The sequence below is a fragment of the Alicyclobacillus acidiphilus NBRC 100859 genome, assembly GCF_001544355.1.
Classification (GTDB): Bacteria; Bacillota; Bacilli; order Alicyclobacillales; family Alicyclobacillaceae; genus Alicyclobacillus; species Alicyclobacillus acidiphilus.
This window is the reverse complement of sequence record NZ_BCQI01000056.1, coordinates 1-21,938: the sequence shown is the minus strand read 5'-3', so window position 1 is coordinate 21,938 and position 21,938 is coordinate 1. Positions and strand designations below refer to the sequence as shown.

The window sequence follows — 21,938 nt, the reverse complement described above, 5'->3', positions numbered from 1 at the left end:
CCCAGAAGAGCGACAGAAGACTCTCATATAGAACTCATGAGAAGTCCCAGTCGATTATCGAGTGTTAGTCGTATTGAAAAATTTCACAAATCAGATATAATGTCGTTAAATCAATATCTTCGTCAGTGAACGGGAGAGTACATATTACATCGATCCCAAGCGAGCTGGGTATGGTGCAAGCCAGCGACGATGTGACATGGAAACGGACCCGGGAGATGTCAGAGTGAAAACAGAGTTTGAACTGTGTGTAGCCTGACCGGATTGTTATCCGTTATCGTGACAGAGTGATTTGCCTTTGTATGCAAAGGTGAATAAATAGAGTGGTACCGCGGGAGTGTCTCGTCTCTTAAATGAGGTGAGGCACGCCGCGGTTTTATTTTTGTCGGAGAGGTGAAGTGCTATGGACAAATCTTTGTTTTCAAGAGCTTTGGCTCAACACGTGCCTTTGGATGAGCCAGAAATTAACGAATTGCTTGAAGTTCCACCAAACCCGGATATGGGGGACATTGCTTTTCCCTGTTTCGGATTGGCAAAAGTGCTTAGGAAATCTCCAAATGACATCGCTGCTACGCTAGTGAGCGTGCTCTCCAGCGATTTATGGGAAGTTTCAGCGGCTGGTGGATATCTCAATTTCAAGTTAAACCGTGAGCAAGCACTACAGAGTGGATTGATTCAGGCAATGAAAGACGGTATTTCATTGGAACAAAGCGGAGCAGGTAGGACCCTCGTTATCGACTTTGCATCACCGAACATTGCCAAGCCCATCAGTATTGGAAATCTCAGATCTACAATCCTTGGGAATGCACTTTCTCGAATGTATGAAGCCAAGGGGTGGAACGTCGTACGTATTAATCACCTTGGTGATTGGGGCTCACAATTTGGCAAAGTTCTGGCTGCCTATAAGCGTTGGGGAAACGATGAACAGATATTTAAAGACCCCGTCAAAGAACTGTTAAGTATTTACGTTAAGTTTCACACTGAAGTGGAAACCGATCCGACACTGCTAGAGGACAGTAGAGAGTGGTTTCAGAAATTGGAGCAACGCGACGAGGAGGCATTACGACTCTGGAAGTGGTTCGTCGGGGAAAGCACGCAGGCTTTTATGAAAACATACAACCGGCTAGGCATCCATTTCGACCATTATTGGGGAGAGAGCTTTTACACAGACAAGATACCGCCCGTGATAGACAAGCTGAGGGAACTGAGGCTATTGGAAAGCTCCGACGGCGCGGAAATAGTTCGTTTCGGCGACGACCTTCCCCCATGCATCATGATTAAGTCTGATGGAACGACCATTTATGCTGTAAGAGATGTAGCAACAGCTGTTTACCGTTACGAAGCATATCATTTTGACGAAATGATATACGTAGTGGGATCTGAACAGATTCTACATTTTCAACAGGTCTTTAAGGTACTGCAACTCATGGGACATGAATGGTCCTCAAATTGCAAGCACGTTCCATTTGGCTTGCTAAAGATTGACGGGAAAAAGATGTCGAGCAGGAAAGGTGATGTCATTTTTCTCGAGGATGTTCTCAATGAATCAGTGTATAGAGTCAAAAACATTATCGAGGAAAAGAACCCAGAGTTGGAAGACAGGGATGCGGTGGCGGAAACGGTTGGTGTGGGGGCGGTTGTGTTTCATGAGTTAAAGAATCAGCGAATAAAAGAAATTGATTTTTCTTGGGACGATGTGCTTAACTTTGACGGTGAATCTGGTCCGTATGTTCAATATACACACGCTCGAATTTCTAGCCTCATCAAAAAGGCTCAGTTCACCCCTGCGCAGTACTTAGAGATGATAGATGATGATAGGTCTATTGATGGAGTATCGGGCCTCGAATGGCAGTTATGGAGAGAGTTGAAGCGGTACGATGAGTCTGTAAGTCGGGCAGTGGAAAAACAGGAACCGTTCATTGTTACCAGGCAATTGTTGTCGATCGCTCACTGTTTCAATAGCTTATACAATCAACAGCGCATCTTGACCGATGAGAGTGATAAGCGAGGCAGAGTGCTTGCACTGGTTTACCACACAGGTGAAACATTACAACACGGATTAGGACTGCTTGGCATTGGAGCACCGAACAGGATGTAGCATATGCAAACACATTTTGGAGGAACGTCACCGTCTTCGGGGACGTTCTTACAGGGGTATAAATGCAAGAGCCTTGTAAAATGGCCTGTGCTAAGCGTGCGTCCGAGCCTCACAGTTCTTACTCAGCTATCGGGCAGCATTCCTATTATGAAAGTTCTTGAGGATTGAATAGAAAACAACCCCTTGGTAGTGTTTGGATTGGCGAAACCAAAACACAAAAACCAGGAGGTTGTTCAGCAGTGAGTATAACGCAAAATGTGAAGATTCGTCGCGTCACAGATTCAACCTTGGTCGTTGGAGCAGATATTGCTAAGAAGGTTCATGTCGCTCGTGCCAGTGATTCGCGTGGCATTGAGTTGGGCAGGCCGTTGAGCTTCGACAATACGAGGGACGGATTTGAGAGGTTGCTCAGTTGGATTGAGACGCTCAAGGTGGAGCATGGCTTTGACAACGTCATTCTAGGTGTTGAGCCGACAGGCCACTACTGGATGAATCTCGCACAGTTCTTGCGTCATCGCGGTATTGGCGTTGTTCTCGTGAACCCAATGCACGTAAAAAAGACCAAGGAGTTGGATGACAACAATCCAACGAAGAACGACTGTATTTTGTCAAGCAAAAATACCCGGAAAAATCGTGTGTTTCTACCCATCGATCTGACGGGTACTTTTTCACCGCTGCTTCATCAATGCATGCTTCATTCGGTAGCTTTCGCCCTCGAATACGAGCAGGTGGCCGTGATGCGCGAGGCGGTCAATCATCGCCGCGGCCATCTGGTCATCTGTGAACACGGATCCCCATTTTGAGAACTCGAGATTCGTTGTAATCACCAGACTTCGACTTTCGTAGCTGTCGGCGATGACCCTGAATAGCAATTGCGATCCTTCGCGATCCACCGGCACATACCCCCACTCATCAAGAATGAGCAGATCCGTGCGTCCAATATCCTTGCTTAAGCGTTCCAGTGTTCCCCCTCTCTTCGCCTCAGACAGACGCATCACCAAATCCGCCACGGTATAGAACTTGACCGCCATCCCCAACTCGCAGGCTCTGACACCGACAGCCGTCGCAAGATGGGTCTTGCCGGTGCCCACAGGGCCATATAACACGAGATTCCGCTTCGCCTGTATGAACAGCGCGTCAGTCAGGTCACTCCATTGTAGTGACGCAGGAAGCTTGACGCCTTGCCGTTCATACCCCTCTAAAGTCTTGTACACGGGGAAGCCAGCTCGGTTCATAAGTCGACTGCGTTTGCTGCGCTCCCGATTGTCCATTTCTTCCGACAGCACACGATGGAGAAATTCCTCTTGCCTTGGCGTCGCCTCGGCCACGCACAGCTCAACTGCACGCTGGCTGAGGATGAGCTTCTTGCAAAATCCTGAAATCTCACTTCGCAACACATCGCGTTCTTTGGTCACACTCATTGAATAGCCGCCTCCGTTTCCAACAGGGAATCGTACTGACTCAAATCCACATGGCTTGGCTCTTGTGGGTCGAAGGTGGATAGCCTTGCTGCCAGGACACTCGCATTCGCACTGGTGATCCGCCCTAGCTCTGACGCCTTCTCCATGGCTTGAACAGCCGTCTCGAAGTCATATCGTGCAGACAGGTCATGCATGGTCTGCAGTGCCTCCTTCAGCTCCGGACGTTCCAGACTGTCCATGCCCGACTTCAACGTCTCGGGAATGGCGTCACGCAGTAGGCTGTTACGCCAAGCTCCAGGACTGCGCAGTAGCCGACTCAGTGTCGTGCGTACATCCACGGTATCTGTGCGCTGGGTGCCATAGAGACGTAGATGTACACTGATTGGCTCACCTGTAGGCAAGAGGGGTTCAACCGTATGGGCTCCGATGCGCACAACCATCTCTTTATCTGCCCACTCGGGGGACGACGAATAGTGGTGCTTCCCGTCAACCAAGAACTTCCCGTACCCATCCGTTTTCACATGCGTATAGCGACATACAGCAAACGGTTTTCCAGGCAGGTATAACAACGCCTGACGGTCTTCAGTGAACAGTTGCTCAATAGACACGCCCTTCTTGTAATGCGCCCGTTGCCAATCCGCCTCGCAGCCGGGCAGGAGCTCCTGGTTAAATGTTTGCACGTCTACAACCGTCGGGAGCGGGACAAAGAAGTTCCTCCGAAAATACCCCACTTTGTTCTCAACGTTGCCTTTTTCATAGCCAGCATAGGGATTACAAAACGTAACCTCAAAGCCGTAATGCGCTTTGAATCTCAGGAATAGCTCTGCCATTCTCACCTGGTCACTGACGCGCCGACCAACGCCACTTGCGTTGTCAAATACAATTCGTGACGGAACTCCACCCATTCGCCGAAAGATATCCTGCAGACCTTGGGCCACGCACTCCGCAGTCTCTCCGCCAAACAACTGCATATACGCCGCGTTACTGTACGGAAAGCTGACACAAAGGTACTTGTACATCCGCTTCTCGCCGGAGGCATCATAGAAATCGGCTTCCCCGAAATCAGCTTGGGCTTCCCCAGGATGCCACACGAGTTCCTGCGTCCCCTCCTCGTACCGTCTCCGTTCCTCATACAGCGATTTCACGTACCGTTGTACCAACGGATAGGATGCGTCGTAATCGGGACATTCCTCCACGAGCCGTGTATGGATGCGCATGGCCGTATGGCGCTGCTTATAGCGATTCTTGCGATCCTCTTCCAACCACTGTTGAATCAACGGCTTAAAGGGATCCAACTTAGACGGTCTGTCCATTTTTTGCTCGGGTTTACTTTCTTCAAAAGTTTCCATGGCCATATATCTACTCACGGTCTTTCTGTTGATCCGCAACCGCTCCGAGATGGCCACAGGCCCTAAGCCTTTTGCCTGTAACTCCTTAATCATCTCAATGCGTGACATCTTCAACATCTCCCCGGCCCCCTGTACCCATACCAACAATGACTAGGGTACAGAGCGCGATTCTATGATTCTACCCCCACGACGATCATGGGTATTTCCACACGATTTTTCCGGGTAAGTGAAGATGACGATTCCGGGTACTTTTACTCTACGTTAAACAAACGACCGGAAAGATGCTCGAGTCATCTCGCAGTTGGTCAAGGATGGACGCTACTCCGTACCCCACATTCCTGAGGATATCTACGCGGAAATACGCGTGGGAATGAACCAAAGAGGGCGTCTGATCGAGGACCTGAAGCGAGTACAAGGGCGGGTTCATAACTGGTTGGACCGGTTCTTCCCGGAGTTCACGAGTGTGTTCAAGGACTGGGAAGGTCAGGCCGCTCTGGTGTGTTTGCACGCCTTCCCACTGCCAGACGATGTAGGCGGTAAGACCGAAGAAGAGATTGTTCGAGCCTGGCGTGATGGTGGCATCTCTCGCGGTGTTGGAGTCAGCCGCGCGAGGCAGTTGTTGAGTGCGGCAAGTACGTCGATTGGGATTACGGAAGGGTTACAAATGGCCAGACGGGAATTGCAGATCCTGTTGGGACAGTACGCCTTTCTACACGAGCAACTAGAACAATTGTTAGCAGAGATTGAACAATTGGTGAGCCAGATTCCAGGGGCCTCACAGATGATGAGCGTACCCGGAATTGGACTTGTTACGGCCGCCGGTTTTATTGCGGAGGTTGGCGACATCTCGTCGTACGAACATCCCAGACAGATTCAGAAGCTGGCTGGATTGAACCTGAAGGAGAACAGTTCAGGGAACCACAAAGGACGTACGCAGATCACGAAGCGCGGGAGGCCGAAACTACGGGCATTGCTATTCCGATGCGTAATCCCGCTGATTGCAAAGAATGCGGAGTTTCAGAGCCTGCACAGATACTACACTCAAAGGCCAGAAAACCCGCTCAAGAAGGTCCAGTCAATTGTGGCACTATGCTGTAAGTTGATTCGCATTATGTTTGTACTGTGGAAGCGAAAAGTTCCATACGATCCGATTCAAATGCTGGGGCCAATCCATGCAGAACGGTTGCAGAATGCTGCTTGAGGGTCTAATTTTCGCCACGTGATTTAGCAGTTTTTGTTGAGGCAAGACCGGACAAACGAAGCGCGGAGCAGCCGGCACTATACATTCCTTGAGGGTAACGACCCTGGCGGGCAGCAAAGCTGGCCTCCACCCTTCGATAGGCGGAATGATGGAATGTAAGGGCCAGAAATGGACCCTGTGAGGCATGAGAGGGTAAGCCGCGAAGGTAGAAGTGGAGATCCAAAGCGCGACCATAAAATTCGAGAAAGGGGCCAACCCTTATTTGAATGTACCCTTACGGCTGAAAAGCCCATGAAATCACGGCATTCCAAGCCAAACGTCTGGTTTAGACCAAGAAGGAAACCGCTAAATGACTGGGAAAATCTTAGATCATTGAGAGAGGAATCTGACAGAGGGATAGCTTACTCAATGTAGTAAGGATTACGCCCTAAACTTGTGTTCAGGGCGCTATTTAGGTTCAATTATTATTGGTTCGAAAACTCGCCCACCGAAGACAGAATCCGCCCAATAAAGGTTGGGTTTCCCCACAAGATATAACGTCCCTTTTTAGCGTCCTTGTCGTAGAAGTATTGTGATTTGGCGTGACCATGATCCTGGTCTTCATTCATGTGTTTCATGACAGCCTTCGATATCTCAAATGCTTCATCGTTGTCTACGTAGCAATCGATCACAGTGCAAACCTGGAATTTTCCTGTAACCTGTTCGTTAAAACCATCAATGAATGATTGTACGTCTTCGATCGCATTGTCGTGTAATCTTTTGGAATTCCCTCCCATGAATATGTCAGCATCCTCCTGTCGAATTCGCCATTCTCCGCCGACCTTAGTGGCTCTCAATTGACCTTCTCGGATATAGCGCCGAACCGTTCTTGGGTGCATATCGAGTACCTGTGCAAATTGATCAACCGTGAAGAATTCGTTCATAACCACACCTCCAATGCTCTCTTGAACATATTATACCCTATTGTTACACATTGTTCAATGTGAGCACAAAATATGGACATGATGTTATTTTTGGATATAAGATGGCACAGAGAAGAGGTGTGAGGAGATGTATGCTTCTTGACCAAACGGGGGCTTATGTTCAACAGTGACACCTGTCCAATCCTGCATTTTTATGCAAAACGCGGTATATCGGAGCGCCGCGTTTTTCTGCATTATTGAGTTGCGGAAAACAAACAAGGTGTCAACTTGGGGATACAAAGAAGCGTGTGAAGGCTGGAAACAAGCTTACGAGTCCTATCAAGGTCATCATCCCAAAGGGCATTTTAAAGAATTGGCCATAACACCAATCTCCAGCAACGAAGTGCTTGCGGTCTTTTGGATACGATTTGAGCAAGACGGGCAAATGACTCCCGATGCTTGTCTGTTTGTACAGGCATTTAGGCACAATGACGATTCGTGGAAGCTGATCCGCGAAAATGTAGAGTGCTTGAACAGAGCAAATCTCGGACCTGAAGTCATCGCCTTGGTAACTGCGTGAAAGAGAGGAAATCTCGTTCCCGCTCCGCTGTATGAGTTCATGTTTGGTCGTGTCAACTCTATCTTTCCGATAACGATATTCCATTCCTATGCTACTTTACCGGGGGCCGTGCACGTTTTGCGCAAAGCACACCCTCAGGCTGACCGCCTACGAACGACGAATTTGCCGGCCACAATTCGGTTGCATCCGCAGTCACTGGCTTGCAAGCAGTTGACCCTGCGCGTTTGTTCGTCCGGCGGGCTGTAAAAATTCGTTGAGTTCTAGGCTCAGTCTCGACACGACCATCTGGTGCGCTGTGGACGGTGCTGGCGACATCTCGTAAATAACGCCGTCAATTCGTTCCCACCGTTCAAGTTCTTCTGGTACTGGTTGGCGTTCCATATTCATCCCCGCCTCCCGACTTCCGTGCACATCTGAGATTGTGGCACAGAAGACTTTCCATGCGGCTCAATCACGATTTGCATCCTCTGTTGTGCGTGTCGAGATTGGAATCGAAACATCTGACCTTCCTCTTCGATCTCTGTCGACGAAGCGCTCAAGGTCATCTGACCGCGAGGACCATCCATTCGTCTGTCGAAAAGCTCATCACCGTCTTATCCGCAGTGGCGATTTTGAAATACGTTTTGACATCTTCAGGAGCCTGAACAAGCATGGTGGACACCGCGAATCGATGCGCGGCCGTTGGAGCCATTCGGTCGACCCACGTGGAAAACACGTGTGTCTTCTTGCGGAGGGTGTCCCGCGCTATGCGAAACCCCGCTTCCTCCAGAAGTGTCCTCCACTGAAGGACGGAAAGACACCTGACGTGGCTCGGGTCTCGAATGGTTTCCACAAGGTTGATAAACTCGCTGAGTTCCTCATCATCTGGAGCAACATTATCAATCAACAGAAATCGGCCATTGGGGCGCAGCACGCGCGCGACTTCACGAATGAAGACCTGCGGATTGGGAAAGTGGTGTGCGGCGATGCGACAAGTGACGAGATCGAAAGAATTCTTCAAAAACGGCAGTTCCTCCGCGTCCGCCAATACATACTGCGCGTTCTGCACGCCGCTTTCGGTCAAATGGTCTCGTGCTGTTTCCAGCATTCTCACCGTTAAGTCGGTCACCGTCACATGATGTACGTAAGGTGCCAAGGACTTCGCGACGTGTCCGCCCCCTGTCGCGATGTCGAGCGCCGCATCGTGCGCGGTCGGGTGCAGCCACTCAACCGCCAGGCCGAGATCGGTGCCATGCGCGTGTCCTTCGCTGGTCACGTAGGACTCCGCATGTTGTCCAAACTGAGCTTGAACGCGTTCCTTGATGGAATCCGTGCCGTCCATGCTATCCCTCCTCGTCACTCACACATCTTACCTACAAGGCGAGCATACGTGAAATAGGCCATCGACACTCTCGATGACGGTATCGCATTACGACATGATCCGAATGTAAGTACGCCCCAATAAAGGCCGACTAAAAAAGAACCATCAGGAAGGAAGCAACACCCATTCTCTAGTCGCCTATAAGTCCAACGGTTTCGTTTCGTCGCTGATATTCGATTGAAAACAACCTGCACTTGGGCTGGACGAGCGGTAATCTGCGTAAAACGTATCGTATAGACAGCCTTCTCCATGCGAATTGCGTGAAACCAGGTGACATATCGTCCATCGTCGACAGCGTGATCATACCTCTTCGACGCCACGGGCAATTCATCTCCCGTTCGTCGACATTTTAGATGGTCACGATGCCTTGCGCAGCTGACCTACTTGGTTCGCAAAGCCAACAGCGGGGCGACGATCACGGCCATGGACAGCAGCAAGGCGACCAGCGCGACAACGACGTCCCTCGCGACAAAAAACCGTAACCCAATAGAGAAACTGCCATGTTCGGGGACACCATGTCACCTCGTTCCGCTTGCCTGGCGGTACATACCGAATCGGAACCGAATGGTCGTGTTTCGTTCCATCCATCATGACAGAATCAGGGTGATTTGCCATCCCTCATTTCGACACGTGAGCGCACATGCCGAGCATGCCGATCACAAAAGGCAAGCGAAGTCCATTCGCCCGCCTTTTGTTCCATGTCGTCGAATCGAGTCGATTTCCCGGGAAATCTGCCGCCGCTTGTCAGCGGAGTGTTGCGAGCGATCCCATGGGATCCCATGGCTTCAAGACGATCGGCTCGGCATCGAACGCGGCGGCGAGATCGTCCGATAGGTACTTACGATGGACGACAATCTGGTACATATATTCGTCGAACCACTTGTCGCTCATCACAAAGAATCCGTCCTTGCCAGGTTCTTTGCCCCAACTGTTCTCGACTTTCCAGCGGTTGACCTTGCCCTCGATTACGTTGGCCCCTGTGAACACCATCGCGTGTGTCATCAAACTTTCGGCATAGTCGAGCCGCTCCGCCTTGGTCATATCAAACGCTGTGTCGAGTGCGCTTTCGTAATCGAAGAGGGCGGTGTCGAGGATACCATCGTCGCGATCGGACGCTTTGCCGACATCACAACCGAACCAAACGGCCTCACCATCGGACAATTGCGCCAACGCGAGCGATTTGAGCGTTTCGATCTCGACGTTGACATACCGAACTTGCCGACCTCCCTCGACGTTACCGAGGTATTGAACGGTGTACGACTTGCCAAACGGTTTATCTGCCGTCGGCGCGTTAATGACGCTGACATATTGGCTCAAATCTTCTGCATATTTCTCGTAAAATCCGAGCGGCGTCAGATTTGTCTCGCGATGGAACACTTTCTCCTTATCGCGGTATTCGAAGTCGAACGTCTTTGGGGGCTCACCGAGGAAGTAGCAGAGCAGGCGATAAAATTCTCCCATGAAGCGACGCTTGCTTTCGCGAATGTCGCTGATTGTTGTGCCGGCGGTATAGGCGGATCGGAAATCGGCAGCCTGTTTGCGCAGCTTCTGCGTCAGTAAGCGATTCATCAGTACGCTTCGCGACGAATGATACGTCTCTGGCATGGCGTACTGCGGCACAATGCCGTATTTCTCGACCAAAGCCACGAACATGTCCCACTGCCCGCCATCCTGCATGGGAGCTTGGAGGAGCCATTGCACGAGCCGGCTGTCGGTCGGTTCGTCGAGCGTATCCAGAACTCGTTCGAGAAAATAGTTCGCTTTCTCGAACTTATCCCAGAACATCGCGTAGGACTGCGAGAGCTCGAACGGCGGAAGGTTCAGGCGCTTGCTCATGCCATGGCGGATCGTGTTGAGACCCGCAAACAGCCAACACCGTCCACTTTGCTTTTGATTGGTCACCGGACCAGTCTCTAATTCAATGGAAAAGGTGAAAGGCATGTCTGCGCGTGCGTCGAAACTGGTAGCGACGCCGTGAATGCCGCTCTTCGTGATGGCGTTCGTGCGAACGCGATTGTTCGGATTCGCCCTGAATTCCGCTGAGTAGCGTTCGATGTCGCTCAATTGGATTGCGGAGGAACCAAATCGAATTTCTGTTGCCATACATGCAACTCCCCTCTGATTCTGTGCGTCGTGATTCAGCTGTACAAACAACACAACTCCGAAGCCCATTCAGGAATCCGTTTGAGCCTCAAAATGTAAGTTTGGCTTACAAGCACACCTTTGTTCGACTGCACAGGTTTTACATTCCGCCGATCGCGATGTCGAGCAAAAACTTCCCCATCAGATTCTACTGTAAATTCTGTCACAACATGAGCACAGCCGCAATATGATTCAGCAAGGTTAAGGTTTGTGTTACTTTTTCTAACATATATCGTTGTTCACGTTCATCTCAAACGTTATACTCGGATCACGGGATTCCCGCGCATCTCGTTCGAAAGGGGCGTCCATTTATGTCAGTTCAGTTGACTTCGACAGGAATGAAACCTAACGTCTGGCTCCGCACCGACTCGCTCGATACCCGTTCATCCCGCATTTCCAAGCTCTCGAAGACGCTCTATCTCGGTCCAAACTTCTATCATGAACCCAGTCCGCCGAATCACATTCCGCTCGACGACATCGACGTGATCGTCACGTTTGGCGTGCATGACTCCCTGCCCTTTTTGGAGCGTATGCCCAATGTTGCATGGATCCACAGTCTCAGTGTCGGCGTCGAGGCGTTGCGGTTCGATCTGATTCAAAGGCGCAACATTGTCGTCACCAATTCCCGAGGTTGTACCGCGGTTCCCATTGCCGAGCACGTGTTGGCTGCAATCCTCGGCTGGGCACGCGGCTTACCGCAATTTTACCGACTTCAGCGACAGCAGAGATGGAAAGGGATTCCGGTTCGGGAACTTGCCGACAGTGTGGTTGGCATCGTTGGATATGGATCGATTGGGAAGGAAATTGCCAAACGGTGTAAGGCTTTGGGTATGACCGTGATCGCCTGCCGCAATCGCGTCGCGCCGGATCCGGATGTCGACGAGATGCTCACACCGCAGTCGCTGAACAAGCTGTTGCAAGAAGCTGACTTTGTGGTGAACTGCCTGCCGGCATCGAGCGACAACATCGGCTACTTTGACGCGCACAAATTCGCAAGGATGCGCTCGGACGCGGTGTTCATCAATGTCGGAAGGGGATTGACCGTCGACGAGAACGCACTTGTGGAAGCCTTGCGGCAACGCCGGATTGAAGGTGCGATACTCGACGTCTTCTCGGCCGAGCCCCTGCCTGCGGGACACCCTCTTTGGACGCTCGACAACGTCGTCATCACGCCGCATCATTCATACGCGTCACCACGGAACGCGGAACGTCTTTCGGAACTGTTTGAAGAAAACCTCACGCGATACGTAAGAGGACTTCCCCTGCTCAACGTCGTGGATGTGACCCGCGGCTACTAAGTACCCGGGGGTTTGGCGCCAAGCGCGGGAACCGCGAACTAGTTTCCCGCGCCTTCCGAAACACGCGGGGCATCGGACTTCACGCATCCTCTCATGCCCCCCTGGCAGTGGAATCGATGGGCGCTATTGAAAGATATCGAACCGCCTTAGCACATCTGCGGGCCGCCCCCGCTGCATCAGCCGCCGTAGCCGGCCAGCTTGGACGCACTGTCCATGTCGAGCACAAATGTGACATCGCGGTGCAGTTGCAGAATGGACGCCGGAACATCCGTCCGCACCTGACCTTGGATAGACTTGGCGACGGCGTCGGCCTTCTCCTTGCCGAACGCCATCAGCACGATCCTCTTCGCCTGCAGAATGGCCTGGACGCCGAGCGTGATCGCTTGGCGCGGGACGTCGTCGGCGCACTCAAAGAAGCGGGCGTTCGATCGGATGGTCTCCTCGGAGAGCGTGACGACGTGGGTCTTTGAGAGCAGGAGATCGTCCGGCTCATTGAATCCAATGTGGCCGTTCACACCGATGCCAAGAATCTGCATGTCGAGCGGGTGCTTGCGGACAACCTCGTCGTATCGCGCGCACTCTTGCTCCAAATCCGCGGCGTTGCCGTCTGGTATATACGAGTGGAACGCCGGGATGTTGACGTGCTGAAACAAGTGCGTGCGCATGAAATTGTGGTAGCTTTGCGGATGGTCTGCTGGCAGGCCGACATACTCGTCCAGATTGATGGTCCGGACGTGCGACATGTCGAGGCCGTTGCGATGGAGCCTGACCAACTGCTCGTACAAGGGGATCACGGTGCTGCCTGTGGCCAAGCCCAGCACGGCATGATCGGTTTGAAGGATGATCTGTTCCACAAGCGCGGCGGCATAGATTCCTGCATCCTTTGGTGTATCAAACACGCGAATTCGCATGTTCTCTCCTCCTTAACCTTCTCCACAGATCAGATCACGAAATCGTAACGGGCAATGCGCGATTCGCGATCCCGGACTGCATTGCCTGAACGACGGCTTCCACCATCCATGGCGTATGCTCGTAGATGGCAAATTGCGTCGCGCCTTGCGGCACGTGCCGCAGCACGTATGGGCTCTGCAGTGCGACGACGATGGTCGGGATGCCGCTCTCCATTAGTCTTTGCAGCCTCTCGACGTACTTTGCAGCGGACCGATGCAGGCCGATCACGGCGAGATCGACCCTGTTCGAATCTGATCCAATCTGATTCGCGTCCTCGTTTTCATCCAAGATGCGTACATCGACGCGGGCGGAAGGGAAGGCCCGCTTGACGGCTTCGCCGAGGAGGCCGGTGACACGGTTGTCGTCGGCCGCAGCCATGTGAGGACCGTTCGGGTCCAGCAGCACGGTGATGTGCTGGTACTTGTCAGGATTGACGGGAAGCAGCCGATGGTCGTCGCGCACCAGCGTCACGGCCTGAGAACTGGCTCGCCGTTGCATCTCGCCCGACCTCTCAACCAACTCGTCCCAGGATGGCAGAGGCTGCTCACTGACCGCGAGGCGCGAAGACTTCAACTTGCGAACGCGTTCAGCCGCTTCCGCCAGCCGTTCGTATGGCACGCGCCCCGACAGGACGGCGGCAACCAATGATTCAATGGCCTCCTCTTGCCGATCCAGCCGATGGGAGATCATCAGCATATCCGCGCCGGCGAGCAGCGCCCGCACAGCCCCTTCGCCAACGCCAACCTCTTCGGAAATCGCGTTCATCTCGAGACAGTCCGTCGTCACCATTCCGTCAAACTGCAACTCGTGACGCAAAAAGTCGGTCAAAACCCGCCTCGACAGCGTCGCCGGAACGCCATCCGGCTCGACCGCCGGAAACACGACGTGCGCGCTCATAAGACTATCCACGCCAGATTGGATGGCTTTGACGAACGGCACAAGTTCGACTTCGTCCAACCGCGATCTCGCATGGTTGACGAGCGGCAGAGCCAGATGCGAATCGACCGCCGTATCGCCGTGTCCGGGAAAGTGCTTCCCGCATGCGATCACGCCCTGCTCCTGCAGGCCGGCAATCGTGGCAGCGCCGAGACTGGCCACCCACTGCGGCGATTCTCCGAAAGAACGCACGCCGATGACCGGGTTGTCCGGGTTGTTGTTGACGTCGAGCACGGGCGCGAGGTTCATGTTGATTCCCGCATAGCGCAACTGCAAGGCGGTTACGCGGCCCATCTCGCGGGCGAGATTGGTGCTGCGAGCGGCGCCTATCGCCATGTTGCCCGGCAGTCCAGGGACGGCATCCCCAAGCCGCCGAACGATGCCGTTTTCCTGATCGGCGCTGATGATGAGCGGTTGCACAAAGCCGGATGAACGTGCGAGTTGCTGTAAATCTTCTGTCAACTGGCGTATCTGCGTGATCGATACAATATTTCTCGAAAACAGAATGATATTTTTGACGCGGTGATGCGCAACCAAACGCGTCACATGATCGTCCACTCGCGTGCTGGGAAACCCTGCAATCACGACGTCCCCGATCAAATCCCGCACATGCTGTTCGTCCAAAGCGTCGCCCTCCTTCATGTACGTACGCGTGTCAAACGACGGAGTCAAGGTCGTCCAACGTCAACTCTGCCTGTGTCGCCAGAGCATCGTCGGCCAACTGCAGATACGATTTCTCCTGGCCCAACCGCAGCGCTCGCAGCAGTGCGCCATAGACCGGTTTGTGCCGCAGCGGACGGAATTGGTAAGCGGGACACAGCGCTGAGAGCCGATCTACAAGCCATCCGTCGTGCGTGAACAGTCCGCCGCTGAGAATGACGACGTCTCCGGCATTCCCCTGCAGTTGTCCACTGACAGAGGCTATCAAACCTTGATAACTGCCAACGGCGTCGCTGACGATGGCATCTGCAACGGGATCGCTCACCGCTGCTTCGATCACCCTCGGCGCAAACGACGCGATTTTCGCAATTGGATACTCGGCCTCATAAATGATAGAAATAAGTTCGCTTGGATGCTGAATGTCGTAGGTCTCGGCAGCTTTGTCCCAGAGGATCGTCTTCTCACCTCTGCCCTCCATGAATTGCACAGCCGCCATCAAACCTCGGCGGCCGATATCGTACCCGCTTCCTTCATCGCCAATCAGGCTGCCGTAGCCTCCGGCGCGCGCCACGTTGCCGAAGCTGTCCTCGGCCAACGCGATGGAACCGGTTCCGCCGATCACGACGACGCCCGGCTCCCCCCGCGTACCGGCGCTCAACACCGCCAATGCGTCGTTCACCACTTCAATCGATTGAACTGGGATTTGCCCAGCAAGCTCGTTAGCCATGCGGGCCGACTGATGAGGGAGATCAATCCCCGACATGCAAGCTGATATCCCACCAATCTCATCAGCTTCGGCGCCAATCTGCCGCAATCCACGCCGAATCAGATCTTGAATGACCTCCAACGAAGCTTGCCACCCGACCGAACTGGTACGACTGGCTGCTCCCTCCAAGGCCAGGGACTGCTTGGTCACCGTATCGAAAAAGAGCGCGTTGGTCTTGGTTCCCCCACCGTCGATCCCGATAAATATTGCCAAATGCTCCACTCCTTCTCGCCTCTTGTTGTCACGGATGCACGATGCGTCCACCTGGCATTTGAACGTATTTAATTATTTCGTCGAATGAATTTATTCTAATCTGAATGGGGCAAAAGGGGAAGTGGTGTCACAGAGAATTGTGAACATTCCTCGTGAGACGGGGCGGATCGCGGCTATGAAAGGTTTCTTGAGGCCTTTCCGCCCGCGGCACCGCCCCAGCTTCACGTTAAATTAAGAATCCCAGTCCAAAACCTCATCGGGTGTGGCAATCAGTCGACCGTAGTATTTCTGCGCTTTGAAATTGTGGATTTCGCGACAAATTACAGCCATATTCGACAGCACCTCGCGTTCTGAGATAAACGCTTCGTGCCAGTACCACACATCCATGGAAAATTCCTCACCGTCGTCGTCCCGTCTCGTGTAGACGATGTGCTCGGCTTTGCGGAACCCGTTCTTCTCGTAGAAATGGACGCGGCGGACGGTGTCGGGATCGTCGTCATCCGCAGGCTCAACCTCGAGGATGATCGGTTTGCCGCGCTTCTTGAACGCGTTGAGAACCTTGCTTCCAACGCCTCTGCCGCGTTCCTTCGAAGTGACCAAAAAGTAATCGATGAACAGAAACGTCGGAAAATCCGCGTACATGACGATAACTTCCGGGGTTTCGAACTTGTGGTACGCAGGACTTTTCTGCAGCAGTTCTTCAAATTGTCCTGGATGTTTGAGTTCTTCGTCCGGAAAGTAGTTCTTCAGTTTTTCATACCAGTCCAATAATCGCTCCTCCAGTCATGACAAATACGACGTCACTCAGGGTTTCCTTTATCCGAGGCTGGCGCCATTCAGTGGACATATGTCCAGGACGAGCCGCCGTTCGTCGTTTTCAAGAGGCCGTTCGCGGTTAGCATGTAGCCATCTTCGGGCGTCGCGAAGGACATATCGATCTTCGCGCCGGACGGGAACAAATTGAGCGGCATCGGCACTTTTGCCGCACTGCTCGATCCGCTCGTCTTCCACTCCGTCCACGTTTTCCCGCCATCGTGCGTCGCGAATACCGCTGCTCCCTGCGACATGTCGGCCAGCGATCTCGTCGCGTACACGTAGGCGTCCTGCTGATTGACGCGATCCATCCCCAAGATCATCCAGCCCGTTGGCAAGGTCCACATGGCCCGTTTCTGAACAGACGTGGCGGAACTCCCCTGTGTCAATTGGTAAATGGTTGACGTATACACAGACGGCTGAGTCTTCGTCGGCACATGGTTTTGCGTGACATCGGCCACCCATAGATTGGATGGATTCACGTAGGCCGCCGTATCCAGGCTCAGACTGCTTTGCCAAGTCGCCACCTGGTTCCAGGTGTGCCCTGCGTCCACGGACGTCAGGATGGACGACGGATACGCTGTGTCGATGTACATCGACAGTTGTTTGTCATTCGCCGACAGCACGGTCTGCACCGTGGATTCCGTCATTCCCTGGGTCACCGAGTTTGGCAAGCTGGCGGTGGAAGTCGCGATCTTCGACCACGACGTGCCTCCGTTGTGCGTGACAAACATCTGAATTCCATACTGCTGACTGTTTGCCGCGGGACTCGTATACGCCGAGACGTAGGCGGTATCGCGGTTCACAAACGCGATCGCGCTGGGGTAAATCCCCTGCAGCGTTTTGACCGCCTCCCAGTGCTTGCCGCCGTCGCTGGTCCGATAGATGTACCCTTTCGCACCGTACGAGCCGAGGCCCAATCCAAACGTCGACGTTGCAAAGCGAACCTGTGTGTTGGGCTCGCCCATCGGATAGACCTGATCCCACGTTTTGCCGCCGTCCGTGCTCTTCACGATAGCCTTGCCTTGTATGAGGCTGGCTTCGGCAAAGATGGTCTCGTCGTTCACCGCGCCGATCTCGGCGTCGCGCCAATCCCCTATCTGCGCCACCTGTGTGACTTTGCCCGATGCGACGTCAAATTGGGTCATGCCGCCGGGAAACGGGGCCGCGCCGGGATCGAGCGCAATCCACGCCTTGCCGGATGAACCCCAAACAGGCTGGCTCTGCGCGATACGTCCTTGATAGGCGTCCGGCTTCGCGCTTTTCCACGTCTTTCCCCCATCCGTGGTCCAAAACACCGTCGTGCTCCAGGAGGACAAGTCCTTCACGAGCAAGATCCCGTTACCCTTTCCGTCAAACGAAACCTTGGCTTCCCAAAGCGTGACATTGGGGGCTTTTACGACGCTCGCGAAATGTTGCCCGCCATCGGTGGAATGAAGCAGTTGGACGGTCCCCTGGCCCGTGCTGCCGTCCGATTGTGTCTTCGCGTCCGTGACAGCCATCCACACGTTGTTTGCGCCGAGCGCCTGTACATCGAGCGGCGTCCCCGAGACACGCATCGGCTGCCACGTCTTGCCGCCATTCGCCGTCCGCAAGGCATGACCAGACACGATGGCATAGCCGGTGTTGCCAAACAGGTAGACGTGATCATTCGACGACGCGTACGTCGGAGGCGTTTGCGTCGCCTTCTGCGCCCACACTTTGGTCCAGGTCTTTCCGCCGTTTGTGGTCCGGTAGATGGACCATGAGTAGGTCGCGATGGTTTGATTGGCCGTCATATTTTCTCCACCGCTCTGCGTGACAGCAAAGCCCATCGAGGGGCTGGTGAACGTCAAACTTTGGACATCGTCCGGCAAGGACGAAATCGGATGAAACGTCTTGCCGCCATCCGTCGTTTTCAGGATGGAGCCGTTCATCGCAGCATAGCCGACGTTTCGTCCAACCATCACGGGCGCAACCGCATCGTGCGCAGTCGTGCTGGTAATACTCGGCGTGCCCGCAAACGTGAGCGTTCCCACGCGAACCACGTCGATCGGCCGCGGCCCAGCTTGGTTTTGCGTCTGTGTCCCATTCGCGGACGACGTGCTGCTCACCGCAACGGATTTGGGCTGGCTTTTATCAAAAGCGTGAACTGACTGACCACCAGTGACAACGCCGACTGTTAGAACCAATGTGCTCAGGGCGCTGCGTTTCCACGTCTTCATGTCGATCTCTCCCTCAAACAGGTTCTTTACAACCTCTAGACGTGCCACACTCGACTCATGTGACAACAGATACACATTTGCCAGCAATCGGGTGCCAGAGGAAACATTCAGTAGATTGTCCAGCTCTCGTCCGATTATCAACTTCTCGGGGCGCGGGAGTGAGTGGGCGGGGAGGCGCGGGGACGGGAGAGGGTGGCGGCGCGATCGTGAGGGACGACTGGTGGCAGGGCCTCCCGCAAATAGGCCGCCCTGGGCGGCTTATTTTGGTGAAATGTGCGAATCGGAAGCAAATAGGCGGCCTCAGGCCGCTTATTTGTCTCCACTGGCCCCAGAATGACGTGGTTTGGGCCAAATAAGCGGCTGTGGGCCGTTTATTTGGCGTCCATTCGATTATTCGACACACTTAAGCGGCCTGGGGCCGCTTATTTGCCCGATGCCCCAGACCCCCCCAGACCCCAGGCTGCCTCCCGCCGCCAGCGGCCGCGACTTACTGTGAGGTACTGAGCAGCACGTCGACGGCCTGGACCAGCGCGATCGGCGGCGGGACCTTGCCAATCCATCCACTCAATCAACCAACGAGCGGCATCGTCGCGGGTCACTGGGGCCGACGGTTGGCGTCCCCATCGATGCGAACAACGCCCATGACTCCCGTCACGCTTCTTCGTAGCCGTTGACGATGACCTCGAGCTTGCCCGTTTCGGGATCGATGATCAGGCCATGAACGTAGATGGATTTCGGTACGAGTGGATGTTGTTTGATCATGTTGACACTTTGGCGAACGCTCTCCGGGATGGATTCGATGCGCTTCAGCCATTGGTTCAAGTCAATACCAGAAAACGCCAACGTGTCGAGCACTTCTTGAGACACGCCGCGCTCCTTCATCTTTTGAATCGAGGCCACCGGGTCCAGACTGCCCATGCCGCAACCATGGTGGCCGATCACGCAAATTTCCTCCGCGCCGAGATCGTACACGGCGACAAGGATGCTTCGCATGATGCTCCCGAATGGATGGGAAACCACCGCGCCGGCGTTTTTGATCATTTTTGCGTCGCCGTTGCGCAAATTCATTGCTCGCGGCAGCAGATCGCTGAGCCTTGTGTCCATGCAGGACAGCACCACCAGCTTCTTATCAGGGAACTTGGACGTTTGATACGCCTCGTATTCTTTGTTTTCCACGAATTTTTGGTTGAACTCCAAAATTTCATCGAGTATATGCATCGTGCCATCATCCTTTCCTGAGGGGGGTCAAGGGGAGGCCAGCCGTTGGCCAACTCCTCTTTTACAGTCACTTTGCATTATAGCTGGATTCAGGCCGAGATCGAAAACTTCCACAATATATCGACATGCGATATAGGATATCCGCGAGAGAAGGCCTCTCCATCAACGATGGCTGCATACTTGGCCCACCTGGAACTACGATAAGGCGGAAGCCGCACAATGCCAGAGAATGAATCATTCTCGACATCATGAAAGCAGATTGCGGCGAAGTCACGTGGGATGCACACGAGCACGCACAGAAGCTCGCCCGCGCTCTCGCGAAGGGCAACCAACAGAAGATCCAGTTCATCGCCGCGGCGGAACACGGCCATGTGCTCGCCGAAGTCGAGGGCGTGTCGGCAGCGTCGGCGGCGTGCACCATCCAAGAGGTCGGATCGGTCGATCCCGCCCTCATCTCAAGCGTGGAATCGCTGATCCAGACAGAAGTTACGGCAGCCAGGATCGGCAACTTGCCGGCGACGTTGCAAGCCGCATTGGCTGCGCCAGTGCATGCGCGCGTCGTTCAGGAGAAATCGAACCGCGTGATCGAAATGATGCTGGTGACGACCAAACCGTGGCAAATTCGGTTCGGAAAGATTGTCGGGATTGGCCTCGTGGGCCTTCTTCAATACGTGGTGTGGCTGGCCGGAGCCGGCGTTGTGTACGCGCTCCGCAAGCATGTCACAACCTCCGCGTTGACGCATCTGCCGATGGGAACGATCGCGTTGATGCCTGTGTTCTTCGTGCTTGGCTACCTTCTCTATGCTTCTCTATGCGACCGTGTACGGCATCGCGGGCTCCCTGGTGACGCGGGTCGAGGAGCAGCAAATGGCGCTCACGCCGGTTGTCCTGCTGATGCTCGTCCTGTTCTACACGTCCTTCATCGGCATTTTGCCGTCACCGGATTCGACGTTCTCCATCGTCGCATCCTTCGTCCCCATCATCACGCCGCTGGCGATGTCCACGCGATCCGCCATGTCGGTTCAAGGCGTCCCCGCATGGCAGATTGTCATCTCCATCGCGCTGACACTCATGTTCAACGGCGTGCTCGTATGGTACGGAGCGTCGGTGTACAAACGATTCGCCCTGCGCAATTCGAGCAAGAACAGTTGGAAGCTGCTGTGGCAAAACTCCGGCGTCGGTGAAACGCCAACCAGACGCTGAACCGAAGGCGGAGCAGCCCGGGCGCGCAGGGCTGCTCGGGCGGAGCTGCTGCACGAGAAATCAGGCTTGTTCTCCACAGTCACCCAAGATTACTGTCCCATGCACATGGATGAAATCACACGTACCCTATGACGTGTACCGAGAGGGGGGTGTGATTCGTGTACGGAACATTTGGGTTGTACACCAGTTGGGCGGTTGTGTTCCTGATCATCTTCGTCCTCTTCTTCTTGCTCGTTCCAGGTTATGGATACGGCGGTGGCAGCTGCGCGGCTGGCGGAGTTTACTAATTCGTGATCGACAAGACAAGGAAGGGAGAACTGCATATGTACGGTGGTGCATTCGGAGGATATACGCGCTGGGCGGTTGTGTTCCTGATCATCTTCGTCCTGTTCATTCTGCTGGTTCCCTACGCTGTAACGACCTGCACAACGACGCCTGTGTATTAAGCGCGATCAGATTCCATGCAATTGGGTCACACGCGAGTTTGTTCAATTCGATCCGACGCCTAACGGATTGGATGACAAAATCTATCACAGTTACCACCCCGGCTGCTCGTGGTAAACACCCCGGAAAGGCTCTCAACGCGAGAGCCTTTCCTTCATGTCAGCAGGCGGAGGCGGCCGGGG

Annotated in this window: 18 protein-coding genes, 2 pseudogenes and 1 other annotated feature; of the genes and pseudogenes, 8 read left to right on the top strand and 12 right to left on the bottom strand. The window is 53.9% G+C overall.

Going from position 1 to position 21,938, the window contains the following annotated elements; genetic code table 11:
- Nucleotides 1-116 precede the first annotated feature (116 nt).
- Nucleotides 117-350: a binding site (T-box leader), on the top strand.
- A gap of 50 nt (nucleotides 351-400) precedes the next feature.
- Both argS and AAC01S_RS19985 read left to right on the top strand, forming a co-directional pair.
- A complete protein-coding gene (gene argS / locus AAC01S_RS14795) occupies nucleotides 401-2,095 on the top strand; it encodes an arginine--tRNA ligase (RefSeq protein WP_067624063.1) in 1,695 nt (564 codons plus the stop codon).
- Nucleotides 2,096-2,334: 239 nt separating this feature from the next.
- Nucleotides 2,335-2,682, top strand: a pseudogene (locus AAC01S_RS19985) (IS110 family transposase); the annotation flags it as partial.
- Nucleotides 2,683-2,763: 81 nt separating this feature from the next.
- Here AAC01S_RS19985 and istB read toward each other — a convergent pair.
- Nucleotides 2,764-3,516: an IS21-like element helper ATPase IstB gene (gene istB, locus AAC01S_RS14790; RefSeq protein ID WP_067624061.1), complete on the bottom strand. Its 753-nt coding sequence runs from the start codon at nucleotides 3,514-3,516 to the stop codon at nucleotides 2,764-2,766.
- Nucleotides 3,513-4,982, bottom strand: a complete 1,470-nt coding sequence (istA, locus tag AAC01S_RS14785; RefSeq protein ID WP_067624058.1) for an IS21 family transposase — start codon at nucleotides 4,980-4,982, stop codon at nucleotides 3,513-3,515. The genes istB and istA overlap by 4 nt, the downstream gene beginning before the upstream one ends.
- A 163-nt stretch (nucleotides 4,983-5,145) precedes the next feature.
- Here istA and AAC01S_RS14780 point away from each other — a divergent pair.
- Nucleotides 5,146-6,066 (top strand): annotated as a pseudogene (locus AAC01S_RS14780) (IS110 family RNA-guided transposase); the annotation flags it as partial.
- A gap of 464 nt (nucleotides 6,067-6,530) precedes the next feature.
- On the opposite strand, the gene AAC01S_RS14775 reads toward AAC01S_RS14780, so the two are convergent.
- Complete coding sequence (locus tag AAC01S_RS14775; RefSeq protein WP_067624051.1) at nucleotides 6,531-6,989, bottom strand: helix-turn-helix domain-containing protein; 459 nt, start codon at nucleotides 6,987-6,989, stop codon at nucleotides 6,531-6,533.
- Between the two features lie 166 nt (nucleotides 6,990-7,155).
- On the opposite strand from AAC01S_RS14775, the gene AAC01S_RS14770 reads away from it, so the two are divergent.
- A complete protein-coding gene (locus tag AAC01S_RS14770; protein WP_067624048.1) occupies nucleotides 7,156-7,548 on the top strand; it encodes a hypothetical protein in 393 nt (130 codons plus the stop codon).
- 192 nt (nucleotides 7,549-7,740) lie between these two features.
- Here the strand turns inward: AAC01S_RS14770 and AAC01S_RS14765 are convergent, their stop codons facing one another.
- From AAC01S_RS14765 to AAC01S_RS14755, 3 genes are all read right to left on the bottom strand, one after another.
- Nucleotides 7,741-7,929: a Uma2 family endonuclease gene (locus AAC01S_RS14765; RefSeq protein WP_067624045.1), complete on the bottom strand. Its 189-nt coding sequence runs from the start codon at nucleotides 7,927-7,929 to the stop codon at nucleotides 7,741-7,743.
- Between the two features lie 160 nt (nucleotides 7,930-8,089).
- Nucleotides 8,090-8,869, bottom strand: coding sequence for a class I SAM-dependent methyltransferase (locus AAC01S_RS14760; RefSeq protein ID WP_067624041.1), 780 nt, complete (start codon nucleotides 8,867-8,869; stop codon nucleotides 8,090-8,092).
- 783 nt (nucleotides 8,870-9,652) lie between these two features.
- Complete coding sequence (locus AAC01S_RS14755) at nucleotides 9,653-11,011, bottom strand: C1 family peptidase (RefSeq protein ID WP_067624038.1); 1,359 nt, start codon at nucleotides 11,009-11,011, stop codon at nucleotides 9,653-9,655.
- Between the two features lie 350 nt (nucleotides 11,012-11,361).
- Between AAC01S_RS14755 and AAC01S_RS14750 the strand changes: the two genes are divergently transcribed.
- Nucleotides 11,362-12,348 (top strand): D-2-hydroxyacid dehydrogenase, encoded by a 987-nt coding sequence (locus AAC01S_RS14750; RefSeq protein WP_067624035.1) that lies wholly within the window; start codon nucleotides 11,362-11,364, stop codon nucleotides 12,346-12,348.
- A gap of 176 nt (nucleotides 12,349-12,524) precedes the next feature.
- Here AAC01S_RS14750 and nagB read toward each other — a convergent pair whose 3' ends face one another.
- The 6 genes from nagB to AAC01S_RS14720 form a co-directional block, all read right to left on the bottom strand.
- Nucleotides 12,525-13,259, bottom strand: a complete 735-nt coding sequence (nagB, locus tag AAC01S_RS14745) for a glucosamine-6-phosphate deaminase (protein ID WP_067624032.1) — start codon at nucleotides 13,257-13,259, stop codon at nucleotides 12,525-12,527.
- A gap of 34 nt (nucleotides 13,260-13,293) precedes the next feature.
- Nucleotides 13,294-14,859 carry a beta-N-acetylhexosaminidase gene (gene nagZ, locus AAC01S_RS14740; protein ID WP_169794061.1) on the bottom strand — a complete coding sequence of 522 codons (1,566 nt, stop codon included), beginning with the start codon at nucleotides 14,857-14,859 and terminating at the stop codon, nucleotides 13,294-13,296.
- Nucleotides 14,860-14,890: 31 nt separating this feature from the next.
- Complete coding sequence (locus tag AAC01S_RS14735; protein ID WP_169794060.1) at nucleotides 14,891-15,874, bottom strand: N-acetylglucosamine kinase; 984 nt, start codon at nucleotides 15,872-15,874, stop codon at nucleotides 14,891-14,893.
- Between the two features lie 231 nt (nucleotides 15,875-16,105).
- Nucleotides 16,106-16,642, bottom strand: coding sequence for a GNAT family N-acetyltransferase (locus AAC01S_RS14730; RefSeq protein WP_067624027.1), 537 nt, complete (start codon nucleotides 16,640-16,642; stop codon nucleotides 16,106-16,108).
- A gap of 68 nt (nucleotides 16,643-16,710) precedes the next feature.
- Nucleotides 16,711-18,891 carry a WD40/YVTN/BNR-like repeat-containing protein gene (locus tag AAC01S_RS14725; protein WP_067624024.1) on the bottom strand — a complete coding sequence of 727 codons (2,181 nt, stop codon included), beginning with the start codon at nucleotides 18,889-18,891 and terminating at the stop codon, nucleotides 16,711-16,713.
- A gap of 651 nt (nucleotides 18,892-19,542) precedes the next feature.
- Nucleotides 19,543-20,109: a beta-class carbonic anhydrase gene (locus AAC01S_RS14720; protein ID WP_067624021.1), complete on the bottom strand. Its 567-nt coding sequence runs from the start codon at nucleotides 20,107-20,109 to the stop codon at nucleotides 19,543-19,545.
- Nucleotides 20,110-20,357: 248 nt separating this feature from the next.
- Here AAC01S_RS14720 and AAC01S_RS14715 point away from each other — a divergent pair, with 248 nt between their 5' ends.
- From AAC01S_RS14715 to AAC01S_RS20110, 3 genes are all read left to right on the top strand, one after another.
- Complete coding sequence (locus AAC01S_RS14715) at nucleotides 20,358-21,293, top strand: ABC transporter permease (RefSeq protein ID WP_067624019.1); 936 nt, start codon at nucleotides 20,358-20,360, stop codon at nucleotides 21,291-21,293.
- A gap of 177 nt (nucleotides 21,294-21,470) precedes the next feature.
- Complete coding sequence (locus AAC01S_RS20115) at nucleotides 21,471-21,599, top strand: hypothetical protein (protein WP_281178139.1); 129 nt, start codon at nucleotides 21,471-21,473, stop codon at nucleotides 21,597-21,599.
- 36 nt (nucleotides 21,600-21,635) lie between these two features.
- Nucleotides 21,636-21,758, top strand: a complete 123-nt coding sequence (locus tag AAC01S_RS20110) for a hypothetical protein (RefSeq protein ID WP_281178138.1) — start codon at nucleotides 21,636-21,638, stop codon at nucleotides 21,756-21,758.
- The last annotated feature ends 180 nt before the right edge of the window (nucleotides 21,759-21,938 follow it).